The organism is Azospira sp. MPR-E4 (assembly GCF_058809645.1).
This window is the reverse complement of record NZ_JBXAST010000003.1, coordinates 103,199-119,473: the sequence shown is the minus strand read 5'-3', so window position 1 is coordinate 119,473 and position 16,275 is coordinate 103,199. Positions and strand designations below refer to the sequence as shown.

The 16,275-nt window shown below is 65.9% G+C and carries 17 protein-coding genes and 5 tRNA genes; 15 read left to right on the top strand and 7 right to left on the bottom strand.

Features of this window, described 5'->3' with window-relative positions; translation table 11 throughout:
* Positions 1 to 79: 79 nt before the first annotated feature.
* The 11 genes from AC1RTA_RS02135 (at position 80) to AC1RTA_RS02085 (ending at position 4,902) form a co-directional block, all read left to right on the top strand.
* Positions 80 to 742, top strand: a complete 663-nt coding sequence (locus AC1RTA_RS02135) for a uracil-DNA glycosylase (RefSeq protein ID WP_492783835.1) — start codon at positions 80 to 82, stop codon at positions 740 to 742.
* 7 nt (positions 743 to 749) lie between these two features.
* Complete coding sequence (gene uvrC / locus AC1RTA_RS02130) at positions 750 to 2,600, top strand: excinuclease ABC subunit UvrC (protein ID WP_014237522.1); 1,851 nt, start codon at positions 750 to 752, stop codon at positions 2,598 to 2,600.
* Positions 2,601 to 3,176, top strand: a complete 576-nt coding sequence (gene pgsA / locus AC1RTA_RS02125; protein ID WP_492783834.1) for a CDP-diacylglycerol--glycerol-3-phosphate 3-phosphatidyltransferase — start codon at positions 2,601 to 2,603, stop codon at positions 3,174 to 3,176.
* A gap of 81 nt (positions 3,177 to 3,257) precedes the next feature.
* Positions 3,258 to 3,333 (top strand) — tRNA-Gly (locus tag AC1RTA_RS02120).
* 52 nt (positions 3,334 to 3,385) lie between these two features.
* Positions 3,386 to 3,459 (top strand) — tRNA-Cys (locus AC1RTA_RS02115).
* Positions 3,460 to 3,475: 16 nt separating this feature from the next.
* Positions 3,476 to 3,551: transfer RNA gene (locus tag AC1RTA_RS02110), tRNA-Gly, on the top strand.
* A 48-nt stretch (positions 3,552 to 3,599) separates the two neighbouring features.
* Positions 3,600 to 3,675, top strand: a tRNA-Gly gene (locus tag AC1RTA_RS02105).
* Between the two features lie 138 nt (positions 3,676 to 3,813).
* Entirely contained in the window at positions 3,814 to 4,017 is a 204-nt protein-coding gene (locus AC1RTA_RS02100; RefSeq protein ID WP_130458498.1) for a hypothetical protein, read from the top strand.
* 70 nt (positions 4,018 to 4,087) lie between these two features.
* Positions 4,088 to 4,172: transfer RNA gene (locus AC1RTA_RS02095), tRNA-Leu, on the top strand.
* A gap of 17 nt (positions 4,173 to 4,189) precedes the next feature.
* On the top strand, positions 4,190 to 4,630 hold the full coding sequence (locus AC1RTA_RS02090) for a DUF1178 family protein (RefSeq protein ID WP_287875870.1): 441 nt from the start codon (positions 4,190 to 4,192) through the stop codon (positions 4,628 to 4,630).
* The gene (locus AC1RTA_RS02085) at positions 4,627 to 4,902 is read left to right on the top strand and encodes a DUF2795 domain-containing protein (protein WP_014237526.1); all 276 of its coding nucleotides are present in this window, start codon (positions 4,627 to 4,629) and stop codon (positions 4,900 to 4,902) included. The genes AC1RTA_RS02090 and AC1RTA_RS02085 overlap by 4 nt, the downstream gene beginning before the upstream one ends.
* Positions 4,903 to 4,908: 6 nt before the next feature.
* On the opposite strand, the gene nosD is transcribed toward AC1RTA_RS02085, so the two are convergent.
* From nosD to AC1RTA_RS02065, 4 genes are all read right to left on the bottom strand, one after another.
* Positions 4,909 to 6,144, bottom strand: a complete 1,236-nt coding sequence (nosD, locus tag AC1RTA_RS02080; protein ID WP_492783833.1) for a nitrous oxide reductase family maturation protein NosD — start codon at positions 6,142 to 6,144, stop codon at positions 4,909 to 4,911.
* Complete coding sequence (dnaQ, locus tag AC1RTA_RS02075; protein ID WP_014237528.1) at positions 6,141 to 6,860, bottom strand: DNA polymerase III subunit epsilon; 720 nt, start codon at positions 6,858 to 6,860, stop codon at positions 6,141 to 6,143. The genes nosD and dnaQ overlap by 4 nt, the downstream gene beginning before the upstream one ends.
* 71 nt (positions 6,861 to 6,931) lie before the next feature.
* Positions 6,932 to 7,384, bottom strand: a complete 453-nt coding sequence (rnhA, locus tag AC1RTA_RS02070) for a ribonuclease HI (RefSeq protein WP_014237529.1) — start codon at positions 7,382 to 7,384, stop codon at positions 6,932 to 6,934.
* Positions 7,374 to 8,102: a class I SAM-dependent methyltransferase gene (locus AC1RTA_RS02065; protein ID WP_492783832.1), complete on the bottom strand. Its 729-nt coding sequence runs from the start codon at positions 8,100 to 8,102 to the stop codon at positions 7,374 to 7,376. The genes rnhA and AC1RTA_RS02065 overlap by 11 nt, the downstream gene beginning before the upstream one ends.
* A gap of 28 nt (positions 8,103 to 8,130) precedes the next feature.
* Between AC1RTA_RS02065 and gloB the strand changes: the two genes are divergently transcribed.
* Complete coding sequence (gloB, locus tag AC1RTA_RS02060) at positions 8,131 to 8,934, top strand: hydroxyacylglutathione hydrolase (protein ID WP_492783831.1); 804 nt, start codon at positions 8,131 to 8,133, stop codon at positions 8,932 to 8,934.
* 33 nt (positions 8,935 to 8,967) lie between these two features.
* On the opposite strand, the gene AC1RTA_RS02055 is transcribed toward gloB, so the two are convergent.
* Both AC1RTA_RS02055 and AC1RTA_RS02050 read right to left on the bottom strand, forming a co-directional pair.
* Positions 8,968 to 9,333, bottom strand: a complete 366-nt coding sequence (locus tag AC1RTA_RS02055; RefSeq protein WP_014237532.1) for a response regulator transcription factor — start codon at positions 9,331 to 9,333, stop codon at positions 8,968 to 8,970.
* A complete protein-coding gene (locus AC1RTA_RS02050; RefSeq protein ID WP_492783830.1) occupies positions 9,330 to 10,292 on the bottom strand; it encodes a diguanylate cyclase domain-containing protein in 963 nt (320 codons plus the stop codon). Before AC1RTA_RS02050 ends, AC1RTA_RS02055 begins: the two co-directional genes overlap by 4 nt.
* 159 nt (positions 10,293 to 10,451) lie before the next feature.
* Between AC1RTA_RS02050 and AC1RTA_RS02045 the strand changes: the two genes are divergently transcribed.
* A complete protein-coding gene (locus AC1RTA_RS02045; protein WP_492783829.1) occupies positions 10,452 to 11,960 on the top strand; it encodes a DNA recombination protein RmuC in 1,509 nt (502 codons plus the stop codon).
* Positions 11,961 to 11,967: 7 nt separating this feature from the next.
* Entirely contained in the window at positions 11,968 to 12,450 is a 483-nt protein-coding gene (locus AC1RTA_RS02040) for a DUF3293 domain-containing protein (RefSeq protein ID WP_492783828.1), read from the top strand.
* 6 nt (positions 12,451 to 12,456) lie between these two features.
* On the opposite strand, the gene AC1RTA_RS02035 is transcribed toward AC1RTA_RS02040, so the two are convergent.
* Positions 12,457 to 13,677: a polyhydroxyalkanoate depolymerase gene (locus tag AC1RTA_RS02035; protein ID WP_492783827.1), complete on the bottom strand. Its 1,221-nt coding sequence runs from the start codon at positions 13,675 to 13,677 to the stop codon at positions 12,457 to 12,459.
* A 168-nt stretch (positions 13,678 to 13,845) separates the two neighbouring features.
* Between AC1RTA_RS02035 and AC1RTA_RS02030 the strand changes: the two genes are divergently transcribed.
* The gene (locus tag AC1RTA_RS02030) at positions 13,846 to 16,236 is read left to right on the top strand and encodes a protein kinase domain-containing protein (protein WP_492783826.1); all 2,391 of its coding nucleotides are present in this window, start codon (positions 13,846 to 13,848) and stop codon (positions 16,234 to 16,236) included.
* Positions 16,237 to 16,275: the final 39 nt, after the last annotated feature.

Here is a 16,275-nt window from a genome sequence, read left to right as displayed (position 1 = left end):
GCGCCGGGGCGGGGGCTTCCATGGGGCCGCATGGTACCATTTCAGCCTTTCCGCCTCGTTGTCACGGACCTTTTTCCCCATGCTTGCCCCGACCCACACCTTTTCCACCGACTGTACCGATTGTCCCCGCCTGGCCGCCCATCTGGCCGCCATCCGCCAGCGGGACCCGGACTGGCATGCCCGCCCGGTGCCGTCCTTCGGCAGTCTGGAATCCCGCCTGCTGGTGGTGGGCCTGGGCCCCGGGGAGCGGGGTGCCAACCGCACCGGTCGGCCGTTTACCGGCGACATCGCCGGGGAGCTGCTCTATCCCTCCCTGCACAAGTTCGGCTTCGCCACCGAGGCCTGGCCCCTCAATGCGGAAGGCTGGGCCAATACGGGCCTGGAGCTGAAGGACTGCCGCATCACCAACGCGGTGCGCTGCCTGCCGCCCCAGAACAAGCCCCTGCCGGTGGAAATCCGCCAGTGCAACGACTACCTGGGCCAGGAAATAGCCAGCATGCCCAACCTGCGGGCCATCCTCATCCTGGGCGCCGTGGCCCACCAGGCGGTGCTGCGCACCTTCGGCCTGAAGGTGAAGGACTACCCCTTCGGCCATGCCGTGCGCCATGTGCTGCCCGGCGGCATCGAGACGTTCACCAGCTACCACTGCAGCGGCTACAACACCCGCACCGGGCGCCTCACCACCGAGGGCTTCGAGGCCGTGGTGGGCTCCATCCGCGACAAGCTGGACCGGCTCGGCTGAGGACGCCATGAGCGAGTCTCCGGAAGCAACGGCCCCGGCGGCCGGGCCGGCAGCACCGGCCTTCGACGCCAAGACCTTCCTGGCGACCCTGACGGACCTGCCGGGGGTCTATCGCATGCTCGACGCCGAGGGCAAGGTGCTCTATGTCGGCAAGGCGAAGAACCTGAAGAAGCGCGTTTCGTCCTATTTCCAGCGCACCGTTTCCAGCCCCCGCATCGCCCTCATGGTGAGCCGCATCTGCGGCATCGATACCACCGTGACCCGCTCCGAGGCAGAGGCCCTGCTGCTGGAAAACAACCTCATCAAGAGCCTGGACCCGCCCTTCAACATCCTCTTCCGGGACGACAAGTCCTACCCCTATGTGCAGCTGACCCGGGATCAATTCCCGCGCCTGGCCTTCTTCCGCGGCGCCCCGGACCGCAAGGCCGACTACTACGGCCCCTTCCCGGCAGCCTCGGTGGTGCGGGACTCCATCCACCTGCTGCAGAAGACTTTCCACCTGCGCACCTGCGAGGATTCGGTCTTCGCCAACCGCTCCCGGCCCTGTCTGCTGTACCAGATCCACCGCTGCAGCGGTCCCTGCGTCGGCCTTATCTCCGCCGAGGATTACGCCAAGGACGTGCAGCTGGCCGCCATGTTCCTCAAGGGCAAGCAGCACGAGGTGATCCAGCGCCTGACCGAAGCCATGGAACAGGCCTCCATGGCTCTGGCCTTCGAACAGGCCGCCGTGCTGCGGGACCGCATCCAGGGCCTGCGCCGCATCCAGGAAAAACAGTACGTGGACAGCGGCCGCGACGAGGATGCGGACGTGGTGGTGGCGGTGCAGGAGTCGGGCATGCTCTGCCTCAACCTGGCCATGATCCGCGGCGGCCAGCACCTGGGCGACAAGCCCCTGTTTCCCAAGAATGCGGCGGATTGCGAGCCGGCCGAGGCCATCGCCGCCTTCCTCGACCAGCATTACCGGGAGCATCCCATTCCCGCCCGCATCCTGGTCAATGTGCCGCCGGCGGACGAAGAGGCGGCCGAGAGCCTGGCGGCCCTGGCCGAGCGGCCGGTGCCGATCCAGGAACCGCGCCAGACGGCCCACCGCATGTGGGTGGAAATGGCGGTGCAGAACGCCCGCATCGCCATCGCCTCGCGCCGGGCCACCCTGTCCATGCAGGGACAGCGCCTGGAAGCCCTGCAGGAAGCCCTGGGCCTGGCGGAGCTGCCGCAGCGCATCGAGTGCTTCGATATCAGCCACACCCAGGGCGAAGCCACCGTGGCCTCCTGCGTGGTGTACCAGGGCAACGGCATGCGCAAGTCCGAATACCGGCGCTACAACATCCGCGACATCCAGAAGGGCGACGACTACGCCGCCATGCGCCAGGCCGTTTCCCGGCGCTACGACAAGGTGGCGGTGGGGGAGGGCGTCTGCCCGGACCTGATCCTCATCGACGGCGGCAAGGGCCAGGTCGGCGTCGCCTACAGCGCCCTGGAGGAACTGGGGCTGGCCCATGTGCCCATGATCGGCGTCGCCAAAGGCGTGGAGCGCAAGGTCGGGCTGGAACAACTGATCTTTCCCGACGGGCGAAAGCCGTTACAATTGCCCTCGACACACCCGGCCTTGCACCTGATCCAGGAAATCCGCGACGAGTCCCACCGTTTCGCCGTTTCCGGACACCGCGCCCAGCGCGGCAAGGCCCGCAGGACTTCGACCCTGGAGGAAATCCCCGGGGTCGGCCCGACCCGGCGCAAGGCCCTGATCGCCCATTTCGGCGGACTCCAGGGCATCGCCGGCGCAAGCGTGGACCGGCTGGCCGAAGTGCCTGGCATCAGTCGGGATCTGGCGGAACGAATCTATTCGGCGTTGCACTGAATGCCCTTCAACATACCTATCCTTCTCACTTGGCTGCGCATCGTCCTGATCCCCCTGCTGATCGGCATCTACTACGTGCCCGAATCCTGGGCCAGCCTGCAGGAGCGCAACCTGACTGCCACCCTGGTCTTCGTCGTGGCCGGCCTCACCGACTGGTTCGACGGCTACCTGGCCCGGGCTCTCAACCAGACCTCGGCTTTCGGCGCCTTCCTCGATCCGGTGGCGGACAAGCTGATGGTGGCCACGGCCCTCATCATGCTGGTGCAGCTGGATCGCACCAACGCGGTCATCGCCGCCGTCATCATCGGCCGGGAAATCACCATTTCCGCCCTGCGCGAGTGGATGGCCCAGATCGGTGCCTCGAAAAGCGTGGCCGTCTCCATGATCGGCAAGATCAAGACCACCGCCCAGATGGCCGCCATTCCCCTGCTCTTGCTGCAGGAGCCGGTGGCCGGCATCGACGTCATGGCCGCCGGTACGTGGTTGATTTATATCGCCGCCGTGCTGACCCTGTGGTCCATGGGCTATTACATGCGCATGGCCTGGCCGCAAATCCTCCAGCACACGGAAAAATAATTGCCGTCGCGGAACTGTTGACAGGCCCGCGAAAGGCCTTATAATGCGGACCTCGTTGATTGCAGCACTGATCAACACGACGCGGGAATAGCTCAGTTGGTAGAGCGCAACCTTGCCAAGGTTGAGGTCGAGAGTTCGAGACTCTTTTCCCGCTCCAGAATTCGAGGAGAGAGCTGACCGCTTTCTTCAGCAGCAGTAAGAATGTTTCTGGCGCGATAGCAAAGCGGTTATGCACCGGATTGCAAATCCGTGTAGGTCGGTTCGACTCCGGCTCGCGCCTCCAGGTTGAAAAGCAATACGCGGGAGTAGCTCAGTTGGTAGAGCGCAACCTTGCCAAGGTTGAGGTCGAGAGTTCGAGACTCTTCTCCCGCTCCAGTTTCTCCAAGGCCGGATTGATGTCCGGCCGGCAGTAAAAAGCTTCATGCGGGAATAGCTCAGTTGGTAGAGCGCAACCTTGCCAAGGTTGAGGTCGAGAGTTCGAGACTCTTTTCCCGCTCCAAATTGAAAAGGGCAGTGCGCAAGCACTGCCCTTTTTGCATTCAGGCTTCCGCCGCAGCTTCTCCCCGGGCCGATTCTCTTCCCGCACTTTCCCGTTGCATCATCTACAGTTAGGTAGACGCGTCGGCGGGAGTCTCCCATGGGCATCAAACCGATCAGCAACGGCAATATGTTCGCCATCGTGGCGCGCACCAATCTGGCCGCCAGATTGGGATTGCAGTCCCAGCCCGCGGCACCGGTCGCCGGCGACAAGGGCGACAGTCAGAATCCGGCCCAGGCGCCGTCCCCCGTCGTCAATGGGCAAGGGCAGGTGACCGGCAGGATCATCGATACCCAGGCCTGAAAGCCTCGCCGTTTGGCGTTCTGGCTGCCCCGCCCGGCGGGAAGCCGCTATAATCCTGCCTTTCGCATCCGCCCGGGTGGTGAAATTGGTATACACAGCGGACTTAAAATCCGCCGCCGCAAGGCTTACGGGTTCAAGTCCCGTCCCGGGCACCACGACGCCTGGCACCCAATTGATCATCTTTGAACTCTCCTGCGAGCAGGAGCACCGCTTTGAAGGCTGGTTCCGATCCGCCGAGGACTATCAGTCCCAGCAGGAACGGGGCCTGGTCACCTGTCCCCACTGCAATTCCCACCAGATCCGCAAGATCCCGGCCGGCATCCACCTGGCCCAGGGCGGTGAAGGGGCGGCGCCGGCGGCTGAGGCTCCGCCTGCGACCGTGGAGACCTCCCTGTCGCCTCTGACTGCCTATCGCCAGGTGGTGGATTTCCTCATGAGCGTCAGCGACGATGTGGGCTCGGCCTTTGCCGAGGAGGCCCGCAAGATGCACAACGAGGAAGTGCCCCGGCGCTCCATCCGGGGCCAGGCTTCGGACGAGGAATTCGCCGAACTGGAGGAGGAGGGGATCGGCGTCTTCCGCCTGCCCCTGCCGAAAAAGGAAGACCTCAATTGATCGTCACCAATCAGGCCCTGACCATGGCCGTGGTGATTCGCCACGACGGCCAGCAGGTGACCCTGGTGCCCATGCGCAGCGGCAAGCTGACGGCCCAGCGGCTCCTGGCCAGCCAGTTCAACCATGACTGGCAGACTTCCGATTACCCCCTGGAAAAGGCGGTGCAGAGCTTTCTCGCCCACGCCCGGGACCATGGCGCCTCGAAGGAAGTCCTGAACGGCCTGGAGCGCCTGGCCAAGCGGGACCAGGACGTGGTGGCAAGCCTGTTCTAGGGAGCCTCAGCTCTTGCCGCGCAGGATGCGCGGTTTCGGGTCCTGCAGGATCAGGGTGGGGTGGGAGAAGGGCGCCAGCCTTTCCAGGAAGTCCAGCATCTCCAGCACCGGCGAATTGCGGAAGAAGCGGGCCGCCGGCGTGTCCATCCAGATGCGGTCGGCGTAGGCGTAAATCTCGTGGGGGGTGTCGCCCCAGCCGTCGCCGTTGCGGTCGAAACCCTGATAGTCGTCCCAGTAGTTGCCCAGCCAGAAGTCGTTCTGCTGGTCCCCCGCATTGCTGGCCATGACCTGCCACAGATTGTTCTCGAAGCGGTTGGCGATGGCGATGTGGCCGCCCCGTTCGCCGTAGAAATTGACCCCGGTGACGTTGTGGGCCAGGCGGTTGCGGTGCAGGACGATGCGGTTGAGGGGATGGGAAGGGGAGTCGGCCATGATGCCGACGGCGCAATGGATGATGTCGTTGTCTTCCACCAGGATGGCCGCCGTCTCCTTCAGGGCGATGCCGGCGCCGGAGGCGTCCATGGCGTGCAGGACCCGGTTGCGGCGCAGGATGGCGCCTTCCGAATTCATAATGACGATGCCGGTGGAGTTGCGCTCCAGCACGTTGTCCTCGATGCGGCTGCGGTTGGCGAAGAGGAAGTTCATGCCGCGCCGGCTGTCCCGGATGGTGTTGCGGCGGAAGTGGTTGCGCGGGGCGTTGGTGATGGTCAGGTCCCGGGTCTGGGCAATGTCGTTATCCTCGATCAGGTTGCCGGCGCTGTACCACAGGCGCAGGGCATCGCCCCGGTCCGCCGAATCCACGTTGAAGGAGCGAATGCGGTTGCGGCGCAGGATGTTGTGGTCCGACTGCTTGAGGGAAATGCCGAAGAGGCTGGCCTCGATCACGTTGCCTTCGATCAGGTTGTCGTGGCCCTCGATGCTGATGGCCGCATCCAGCTGGTCGTGGGAATCGCCGCTGCCCACCAGGCGCAGCCCCTTGAGGCTGGCGCCGCTGGCCCTGAGACTGAGGATGGTGCCGTGGCCACCGTTGTCGATGGTCACCTTGCCCTTACCGTCCACATGCAGGGGCTTGTCGATGCGTACCGGCCCGGCATAGACGCCCGGTGGCGGCACCAGGACGCCACCGGCGGGAGTGGCGTCGATCCAGGGTTGCAGGGGAGGGAGCGGAGCCGCCGTCGCGGTCGTGGCGGCCAGCAGCAGCGCAGCCAGCCACAGGCAGGGGCAACGGCGGAGGAAGCTCATGCGGCGGGAGGCTCGGCCGGGGGCGGCGCCCACAGGCACTTGCCCTTGCTTTCCTTGTTGATGCCGGCCAGCACCTGCTCGTGGGCGGCCAGTTCTTCGATGCTGGCCCGCAGGACCCGGGTGGGGCGGCGCTGGCCCGTGCTCATGGCGATTTCCGCGGCGGCAGCCGGCGCCTGGCCCAGGTCGATCATCAGGCTTTCCTGACCCCGGGTCATGGCCACATACACTTCGGCCAGAATCTCCGCATCGAGCAAGGCGCCGTGCAGGGTGCGGTGGGAGTTGTCCACCTCGTAGCGGTCGCACAGGGCGTTGAGGTTGTTCTTCTTGCCCGGGTGCATCTCCTTGGCCATCTTCAGGGTGTCCACCACCCCGGAGCAGACCTCGCCGACGGGCGGCAGCTTGAGGCGGGCCAGCTCGGCATTGAGGAAGCCCACGTCGAAGGCCGCGTTGTGGATCACCAGTTCGGCGCCGCGGATGAAGTCGAGGAAGTCGGCGGCGATGGCGGCGAACTTGGGCTTGTCCGCCAGAAATTCCAGGCTGATGCCGTGCACCGCCTGGGCGCCTTCGTCGATGGCCCGTTCCGGGTTGATGTACTTGTGGAAATGGCGGTTGGTGAGACGGCGGTTGACCATCTCCACACCGGCCACTTCGATGATGCGGTGCCCCTGCTTGTGCTCCAGGCCCGTGGTTTCCGTATCTAGAAATATCTGACGCATGACGTTTCCGATGTTAGGCAAGGGCGGCCCGTTTATCTGCCGCCTAGATCAAATCCGTTGAATATGGGGCTTCAGGCGCTCTGGCGCAGATCCTCGATGCCCCGGTTGGCCAGCTCGTCGGCCCGTTCGTTGCCCGGATTGCCGGCATGGCCCTTGACCCAGGTCCACTCCACCTGGAACTGTCTGGCCAGCACGTCCAGCTCCTGCCACAGGTCCGCGTTCTTCACCGGCTTCTTGTCGGCGGTGCGCCAGCCGTTGCGCTTCCAGTTGTGGATCCAGGCGCTGATGCCCTGCTGCACGTACTTGGAGTCGGTGTACAGCTTCACCGGCACCGGCCGCTTCAGGGCCTCCAGGGCGCGGATGACGGCAGTCAGCTCCATGCGGTTGTTGGTGGTGTCCCGTTCGCCGCCCCACAGCTCCTTCTCGTGGGCGCCGGCGCGCATGAAGACGCCCCAGCCGCCCGGCCCCGGATTGCCCTTGCAGGCGCCGTCGGCATAGATTTCCACAGTTGCCTCATTGGCCATTGTCGTTCGCTTCCTTCTGAGTGATGGGCGCCAGGGCCTTGGCCCGCGCCTTGCGTTCTTTCCAGGCCGGCAGCACCAGGCGCATGCCCGGCACCCGCTTCACCGCCCGCAGCAGGTAGGTGCCGCCGGCAAAGCCCCACCAGCGGTCGCCGGCCGGCTCCATGAAGTGGCAGCGCTGCAGCCATTTGCTTTGTTCGAAGGGCGGGGCGTAGCAGCCGAAATTGCCCCGGTCCACCTCGAAGCCCAGCAGGGCCAGCCAGTCCTTCAGGCGCAGCACCGAGAGATAGTTGCCGTTCCAGGGGAAGAGACCCTCCCGCTGGCCCGGCAGGTAGCGGCGCAGGCCCCACAGGGAAAGGGGGTTGAAACCGGCGATGACCACCTGGCCTTCGGGAATCAGCACCCGCTCCACCTCCCGCAGCATCTGGTGCGGGTCCGGCAGGAATTCCAGCACATGGGGCAAAACCACCAGATCCAGGGAAGCGCTGGCGAAGGGCAACTGGCGCAGGTCGCAGCGTACATCCACCAAGTCGGACTCGCCGGCCTTCAGGCGCAGGGGAATGCGGTTGTCCCGCAGGTAGTCCACCTGGGGCAGGCCCAGCTGCAGGGCGTGAAAGCCGAAGATGTCCGCCACCAGGGCGTCGATCTTGGCCTGCTCCCATTCGAGTACGTAGCTCCCCTGGGGGGATTGCAGCCAGGCATCGAGTCCGGGAATTGACATGGGAACGCGGTCCGCCAATAGTGCGTGTATGGAAACTAGTCTACCTGCTTGCGCGCCCCTGCGGGGCATCTCGGCCATTCCGGCCTTCAAGGACAACTACATCTGGCTGCTGCAGCGCGGCGACCGGGCCCTGGTGGTGGATCCGGGCGATGCCGCACCGGTGCAGGCAGTCCTGGCCCGGGAAGGACTCCGGCTGGAGGCCATCCTGCTCACCCACCACCATGCCGACCACAGCGACGGCGTTGCCGCCCTGGCGGGCGACGGGGTGCGGGTCCTGGGACCGGCGGCGGAGTCTATCACAGGCGTCGGCGAGCCGCTGCGGGGTGGGGAGCGCCTGGAGTTCGCCGACCTGGGTCTGCAGTTGCAGGTGCTCGCCGTGCCAGGTCATACCCGGGGTCACCTGGCCTATTACGGCCAGTGGGAAGGGGCGCCAGTACTCTTTTGTGGCGACACCCTCTTCGGCGCCGGCTGCGGGCGGCTGTTCGAGGGCACCCCGGCCCAGATGGCCCATTCCCTGGGCCTCCTGGCGGCACTGCCGCCCCAGACCGCGGTCTACTGCGCCCACGAATACACGGCCGCCAACCTGGACTTCGCCCTGGCGGTGGAACCGGGCAACCGGGCCCTGGCCGCCCGGGTGCAGCGGGTGTCGGTCATGCGCCAGGCCGGGCAGGCCACCGTGCCCCTCTGTCTGGCGGAGGAGCTGGCGACCAATCCTTTCCTGCGTTGCGGCGAGGCGGAAGTGCGGGCCAGCGCCGAGAGACAGGCGGGCCAAGCGCTGGCGGATGAAGTGGCGGTGTTTGCCGCCCTGCGGGAGTGGAAAAACCACTTCTGACCCGGCGGCGGGCGGCGGCAGGACAGGGGGAGGTCAGGCCCGGCTGAGGGCCTCGAGCACCTTGGCGGCGTTGAAGGGCTTGACCACGAAGCCGTTGGCGCCAAGTTCCAGGGCTTCCTGGACGTTTTCCTTGCTGGCGTTGCCGGTGATCATGATCACCGACACCTGGGGGAAGTCCCGCTTGATTGTCTTCAGGGTTTCCAGGCCATTCATTTCCGGCATGATGACGTCGAGGCAAACCACGTCGGGCGTCATGCGCTCCACCATTTCCAGGGCCTGGATGCCGTTGCGGGCCTCGCCCACCACCTGGTAGTCCTCGTTGCGCAGGATGCCGCGCAGCAGGGCGCGCATGACATCGTTGTCATCAACGATGAGAATTTTCGGGTGACGCTGACTCATGGAGCTGGGCAGGGAGCAGGGGCGGTGGACATGCGGCAGACCTGGTTGCGGCCGGCCTGCTTGGCTTGGTAGAGGGCCTGGTCGGCAGCCAGGAGCAGGGCTTCCGGGCTGGTTTCGGGGCTGGCGACGAAGGCCGAGACGCCGCAGCTGATGGTCACCTGGCCGTGATGGGAACCGGCATGGGGCATCTTCAGCTGGGCCACGCTGTGGCGCATGCGCTCGGCGACGAAGGTGGCACCGCCCAGCTTGGTGTCCGGCAGGATGATGGAAAACTCCTCGCCGCCGTAGCGGGCCAGGAGGTCGCCGCCCCGCTCCATGGCCTTGGCCATGGCCGAAGCCACCTTCTTCAGGCATTCGTCACCGGCCTGGTGGCCGTAGGTGTCGTTGAATTTCTTGAAGAAATCCACGTCGCACATGACGATGGCCAGCTCCGTGCCCTGGCGCATGGAGCGGCGCCATTCCCGTTCCAGGGCCTCGTCGAACATGCGGCGGTTGGCTACACCGGTGAGGCCGTCCACGGCGGAGAGGCGCTTCAGCTCCTGGTTGGCCGCATCCAGCTTGCGCGTCAGCACCAGCAGGGAGTGGCGCATCTGCACGATGCGCTGCATGGCGCGGATCTTGGCCCGCAGCACCACGTCGCTGACCGGCTTCTGCAGGTAGTCGTCACCGCCGGCGGCGATGCCCTTTTCCAGGTCGGCGTCGCCGCTCATGGCGGTGAGGAAGATGATGGGGGTCCATTCGCCCGGCTTTTCCAGGTCCCGGATGCGCCGGGCCACGGTGTAGCCGTCCATGTCCGGCAGGACCACGTCGAGCAGCACCAGGTCGGGGCGTTCGGACTGGAACAGTTCGATGGCCTGGGCGCCGCAGGACGCCGGAACCGGAATGTTGCCGAGTCTTTCCAGATGGTGGCAAACCACAGCCAGTGAGGTTTTGGCGTCCTCGACGACAAGGGTTTTCATATTGTTTTTGTACGGCCCGGGCGGGTGAGTGGAATCAGTGGTGCATTTTATCCCTTTGGCCTGCTTCCGGGGGGCGCATTCCGTCACGTTCGCCCCGAACCTGGTCCCGGGCCGAGTAAAATGGCGGTTCCCGCCTGTCTGCATTTTTTCGGAACCTTCATGACCGACACCCTGTTGCTGATTCTTACCGTCCTCGCCCTGCTGATTCTCGGCGGTCTGGTGCTTCTTCTCCTGCGCAGCCGCGAGCGGCAGGATGCCGCCCTGGCCCTGGCGCCCCAGTTCGCCGCCGTGGACGGCGCCCTGGCCCGGCAGGAGCGGGCCCTGCGCGAGGAACTGGCGGCCATCCGCCAGGAATCTGCCCTGGAAGCCCGGCGCGGCCGGGAGGAACAGAGCGAGGCCCTGGTGCGCCTGACCCAGGCCCTGGGCAGCCAGGTCGGCCAGCTGGGCCAGTTGCAGGCCCAGCAGCTGGAAGTGTTCGCCCAGCAGCTGGCCCGCAGCCGCCAGGAGGCCGCCGCCGAATCCCACCAGGGGCGGGAGGCCCAGGCCCAGGGCCTGGCCCGCCTGGCCGAATCCCTCAACGCCCAGGTGGGCCAGTTCGGCCAGACCCAGGGCCAGCACCTGGAAGCCTTCGCCCAGCAGCTGGCCCAGGTTTCCCAGGCCCTGGACCAGCGCTTCGAGCAGCTGCGCCAGGTGGTGGAAGCGCGGCTGGTGGCCCTGCAGGCGGACAACGCCGGCAAGCTGGAGGAGATGCGTAAGACCGTGGACGAAAAGCTTCACGCCACCCTGGAACAGCGCCTGGGCGAATCCTTCAAGCTGGTTTCGGACCGTCTGGAGCAGGTGCATCGGGGCCTGGGGGAAATGCAGACCCTGGCCGCCGGCGTCGGCGACCTGAAAAAGGTGCTGACCAACGTCAAGACCCGGGGCTCCTGGGGCGAGGTGCAGCTGTCCAATCTGCTGGAGCAGATCCTGACGCCGGAGCAGTACGCCACCAACGTCATCACCCGGCCCCGCAGCAACGATCGGGTGGAGTTCGCCATCCGCCTGCCGGGCAAGGGCGACGGTCTGGCCGATGCGCCGGTGTGGCTGCCCATCGACGCCAAGTTCCCCATCGAGGATTACCAGAAGCTGCAGGACGCCCAGGAGCGGGCCGACGCGGCCGGGGTGGAGGAGGCCGCCAAGGCCCTGGAAAACCGCCTCAAGCTGGAGGCCAAGAGCATCCGCGAGAAATACGTGGAGCCGCCCCACACCACGGATTTTGCTCTGCTCTACCTGCCCATCGAAGGTCTCTACGCCGAGGCCCTGCGCCGGCCGGGCCTGGCGGAGATGCTGCAGCGGGAGTACCGGGTTTCCCTCTCCGGCCCCACCACCCTCACGGCCATGCTCAACAGCCTGCAGATGGGCTTCCGCACCCTGGCCATCGAAAAGCGCTCCTCCGAGGTGTGGTCGGTGCTGGGGGCGGTGAAGACCGAGTTCGGCAAGTTCGGCGAGGCCCTGGCGGCCACCAAGAAGAAGCTGGAGCAGGCCACCAACAGCATCGGCGCCGCCGAAGTGCGTACCCGCCAGATCGAGCGCAAATTGAAGAGCGTGGAGGCCCTGCCTTCGGGAGAGGCGTCCGGCCTGCTTTCCGGGCTGGAGAGCCTGGAAGTGCCCGAGGATGGCCAGGAGTAGGGCAGGCATGGCCGAAAGCCCCGTCCCTGCTGCCTTGCAGGCCGCCTATCGGGCCACCACCTACCGGGTTTGGCTGCCCGAGGGGGCCGTCGATCTGCGGGTGGGCGAGGCGTGCCCCGCCCTGGCGGCCTACGTGGCGACCCGGGGCGGACGGGCCTGGATGGTGGTGACTGCCAGCAATCCGGCCTCCGAGCCCCTCGGCGAGGCTGCCAATCTGGCCCGGCAGCGGGCCCTGGCCGGGCTGCTGCACAGCCTGGGCCTGCCGGCCCTGGCGGCGGAAAACCTGGCCGACGATGGCCAATGGCCGGCGGAAGCCGGCTTTTTCGTCACGGCGCCGGTCTTGGACCGGGAACTGGCCCTGGCCCTGGGGCGCCACATGGGCCAGAACGCTGTCCTGTTCGGCGTTGCCCAAGGCGATGCCGGCACCCCGGACACTACCCCGGAACTGCTGTGGTGCCGGGAGGTGGCCCCGCCCGGAGCGGCGGGCTAGGCTGGCTCAGCCCTGGTGGCGGCGGATGAAGTCGCGCACCTGGGGATAGATCACTTCGCGCCAGCGGCGGCCGCTGAAAATGCCGTAGTGACCGACGCCGGGGCAGAGGAAGTGGGCCCGCTGGGCCGCCTCCAGGGAGGCGCACAGGTCGTGGGCGGCATGGGTCTGGCCGGGAGCGGAAATGTCGTCCAGTTCCCCCTCCACGGTCATCAGGGCGGTGTGGCGGATGGCCGCCGGGTCCACCGTCCGGCCGTGCACCACGAGGCGCCCTTCCGGCAGGTAGTGGTTGAGGAAGACCCGTTCCAGGGTTTCCAGGTAGTACTCGGCCGGCAGGTCCATCACCGCGTTGTATTCGTCGTAGAACTTGCGGTGGGCCTCGGCCGAATCGCCGTCGCCCTCGATCAGGTGGTTGTAGAAGTCCAGGTGGGCGTCCACGTGCCGGTCCTGGTTCATGGAAACGAAGCCGGCGTGCTGCAGGAAGCCCGGATAGACCCGGCGCAGGGCGCCCGGGTACTTGGTCGGCACCCGGGTGATGACCTTGGTCTCGAACCACAGCCGGGTGTGCTTCTTGGCGTAGTCGTTCACCGCCGTGGGATTGATGCTGGTGTCGATGGGGCCGCCCATCATGGTCATGGAGCGGGGCTGGCAGGGATCGTCGGCGGCGGCCAGCAGGGAAATGGCCGCCAGCACCGGCACGGTGGGCTGGCAGACGGAGATGACATGGAGCTCCGGCCCCAGGTGGCGGATGAAGTCCTGGATATAGCTGACGTAGTCGTCGAAGCGGAAGGGGCCGTGGGCCAGGGAGACCTGGCGGGCGTCGATCCAGTCGGTGACATAAACGTCGTGGTCCGGCAGCAGGGCCCGCACCGTGTCCCGCAGCAGGGTGGCGTAATGGCCGGAGAGGGGCGCGCAGAGCAGCACCCTGGGCGCCGCCTGGCCGCTCTGGCGGACGAAATGGAGCAGATTGCAGAAGGGCTTGTGCACGGCCACCGCTTCGCTGACCGCCACCTCCCGGCCCTCCACCGTGGTGCGGTCGAGGCCGAAGGCGGGCTTGTCGTAGCGGCGGATGAGGCGCGCCATCAGCTCGGAACCGGCGGCGATGCGGGAGCTTTCCGGCAGGTAGGAGAGGGCGGAGAAGGGGTTGGCGAAGAGCTGCTGGGTGGTTTCGGCCCACAGGCGCAGGGGGGTCAGCATGGAGTGCTGGAATTCGTGCAGGTCGTAGAGCATGGGGGGAGTAACCTATGATTATTGTCGTACCGGGAATTCCCGGACATGGCCGGATTCTAATGAAAAATCCGTCAGTTGGATGACCGGGCCGGGCGCCGCAGTGAATTAGTCCATGTCCGGGAGGCAACGGAGCGGCTAGAATGGCCGACAAACATCAAGGGGGCCGACATGGCACTGCAAAAGATCGGACGTTTCGAAATCCGGCGCGAACTGGGTAGGGGAGCCCAAAGTGTGGTTTACCTGGCGTATGACCCGCAGCTGGAACGCGAGATCGCCATCAAAACCTTGCACTTTTCCCGTCCCGACGCGGCCCAGAATGCCGCCCTGCTGGGGGAAGCGCGTACCGTCAGCCAGTTGCGACATGCCAATATCGTACCGATTTTCGAGGCGGGCGAAGAAGACGGCGATCTTTACCTGGTTTTCCAGTATGTGCCCGGCAAGAACCTGGCCCAGTACCTGAAGGATGCGGGGGCCCTCTCCCCGGTCAAGGCCGTCACCCTGATGCGCTCCATCCTGGAGGCGGTGGCTTGTGCCCACGAACAGGGCATTATCCACCGGGACCTGAAGCCTTCCAACATCCTCCTGGACGAGGACGGCATTCCCCAGGTCATGGACTTCGGCATTGCCGCCCGCATCGAGGACCTGGACAGCAAGCAGGGCGACTTCACCGGCACCCCGGCCTACATGGCGCCCGAGTACATCGAATCGCGTACGGTGGGAGTGCGGGGCGACATCTTCGCCGCCGGCCTGGTGCTCTACGAGCTGCTGACCGGCCGCCGCGCCATCCAGGGCAGCGATCCCTTCCAGGTGATGCGGCGCATCACCCAGGAGGATCTGCGCCTGCCAAGCGAGGTCAGCCTGGATGAGCGCATCGTGGACGTGCTGTACAAGGCCACGGCGCGCAATCCCCTCAACCGCTACGAATCCGTCGCCCAATTCCTGCAGGCCCTGGATAGCTACCTGGACCCGGTGGAGGAGGAGGGCGCCGCCACTGGCGGCAAGCAGAGCACCCTGGACTTCCTGCTGCGGCGCATGCGGCACAAGAGCGATTTCCCCGCCCTCTCCGAATCGGTCAGCGCCATCAACAAGATCGCCACTTCCGAGACGGAGAGCATCGCCCGGCTGTCCATGACCATCCTCAAGGACTTCGCCCTCACCAACAAGATCCTGCGCCTGGTCAATTCGGCCTATTACCGGCAGGCCGGCGGCGGCAACATCAGCACCGTGTCCCGGGCGGTGATCGTGCTCGGCTTCGATGCGGTGCGCAATATCGCCATCACCGTGCTCCTCTTCGAGCACCTGCAGAACAAGTCCAACGCGGCCCAGCTCAAGGACGAGTTCTTGCGGGCCAATCTGGCCGGCATCCTGGCCAAGGACATCGGCACCCTGACCAGCACCCGGGATGTGGAGCAGGCCTTCATCTGCGCCATGTTCCACAATCTGGGGCGCCTGCTGTGCCAGTACTACTTCCCCGAGGAAAGCGAGGAAGTGAAGAAGCTCATGGGGCAGAAGGAGATCGGCGAGGAGGCCGCCTCCCTGCAGGTGCTGGGCATGTCCTACGAGGAACTGGGCATCGGCGTCGCCCGTACCTGGGGCTTCCCGCCCCTGATCGTCAACAGCATGCGCAAGCTGCCTGGCGGCAATGTGCGCCTGCCCAGCACCCCGGAGGACAAGCTGCGGGTGCTGGCGGCCTATGCCAACGAGCTGTGCCTGATCATCGCCCAGGCCGGCCCCGACGAGCGGGCCCGGGAACTGAAGAAGCTGGCGGCCCGCTTCGGCGACAGCGTCAAGGTGGAAGAGCGGGACCTGCGCAGCACCATCGAGAAGTCCATCGAACAGGTCAAGGAATTCGCCAGCATCATCCGCCTCAACCTGCAGCAGACCGCCTTCGGCCGGCAATTGCGGGAATGGATGGGGGAGAAGCCGGCCGCCTCGGCTGCCGGCGAGGACGATTCCAGCATGGCCGGCACCATCCTCAGCGAACAGCTGGGTGGCGAGTTGCTGCCCGCCGCGGTGGTGGGCGAGGGGCAGGCGCCGGATTCGGCGACGGCCCAGGCCATCCTCACCGCCGGTATCCAGGACATTTCCAACACCCTGGTGGAGGAATACAAGCTCAACGACATCCTGCGCATCATCCTGGAGACCATGTACCGGGCCATGGGCTTCAAGCGGGTCATCCTGTGCATCAAGGATGCTCGCCACAACACCATGCAGGGCCGTTTCGGCTTCGGTCCGGACGCCACGGAGATCGCCCGGCAGTTCCGCTTTCCCCTGAGCTTTTCGCCGGACATCTTCCACGCCGCCATTTCCAAGGGTGTGGACATCCTCATCAGCGACACCAACGACCCCAAGATCAAGCCCCGCATCCCGGACTGGTTCCGCAAGGTGCTGACCTCGGAAACCTTTGTCCTCTTCCCCCTGACCATCAAGGGCAATCCGGTGGCCATGATCTATGCCGACAAGGACGGTGCCGGGGACATCGTCATCCCGGAAAAGGAGCTGTCCCTGCTGCGCACCCTGCGCAACCAGGCCCTGCTGGCGATCAAGCAGTCCATTTAAGGGGGCGGGCGCCCTCAGACGGCAATAAAAAAGGCCGGG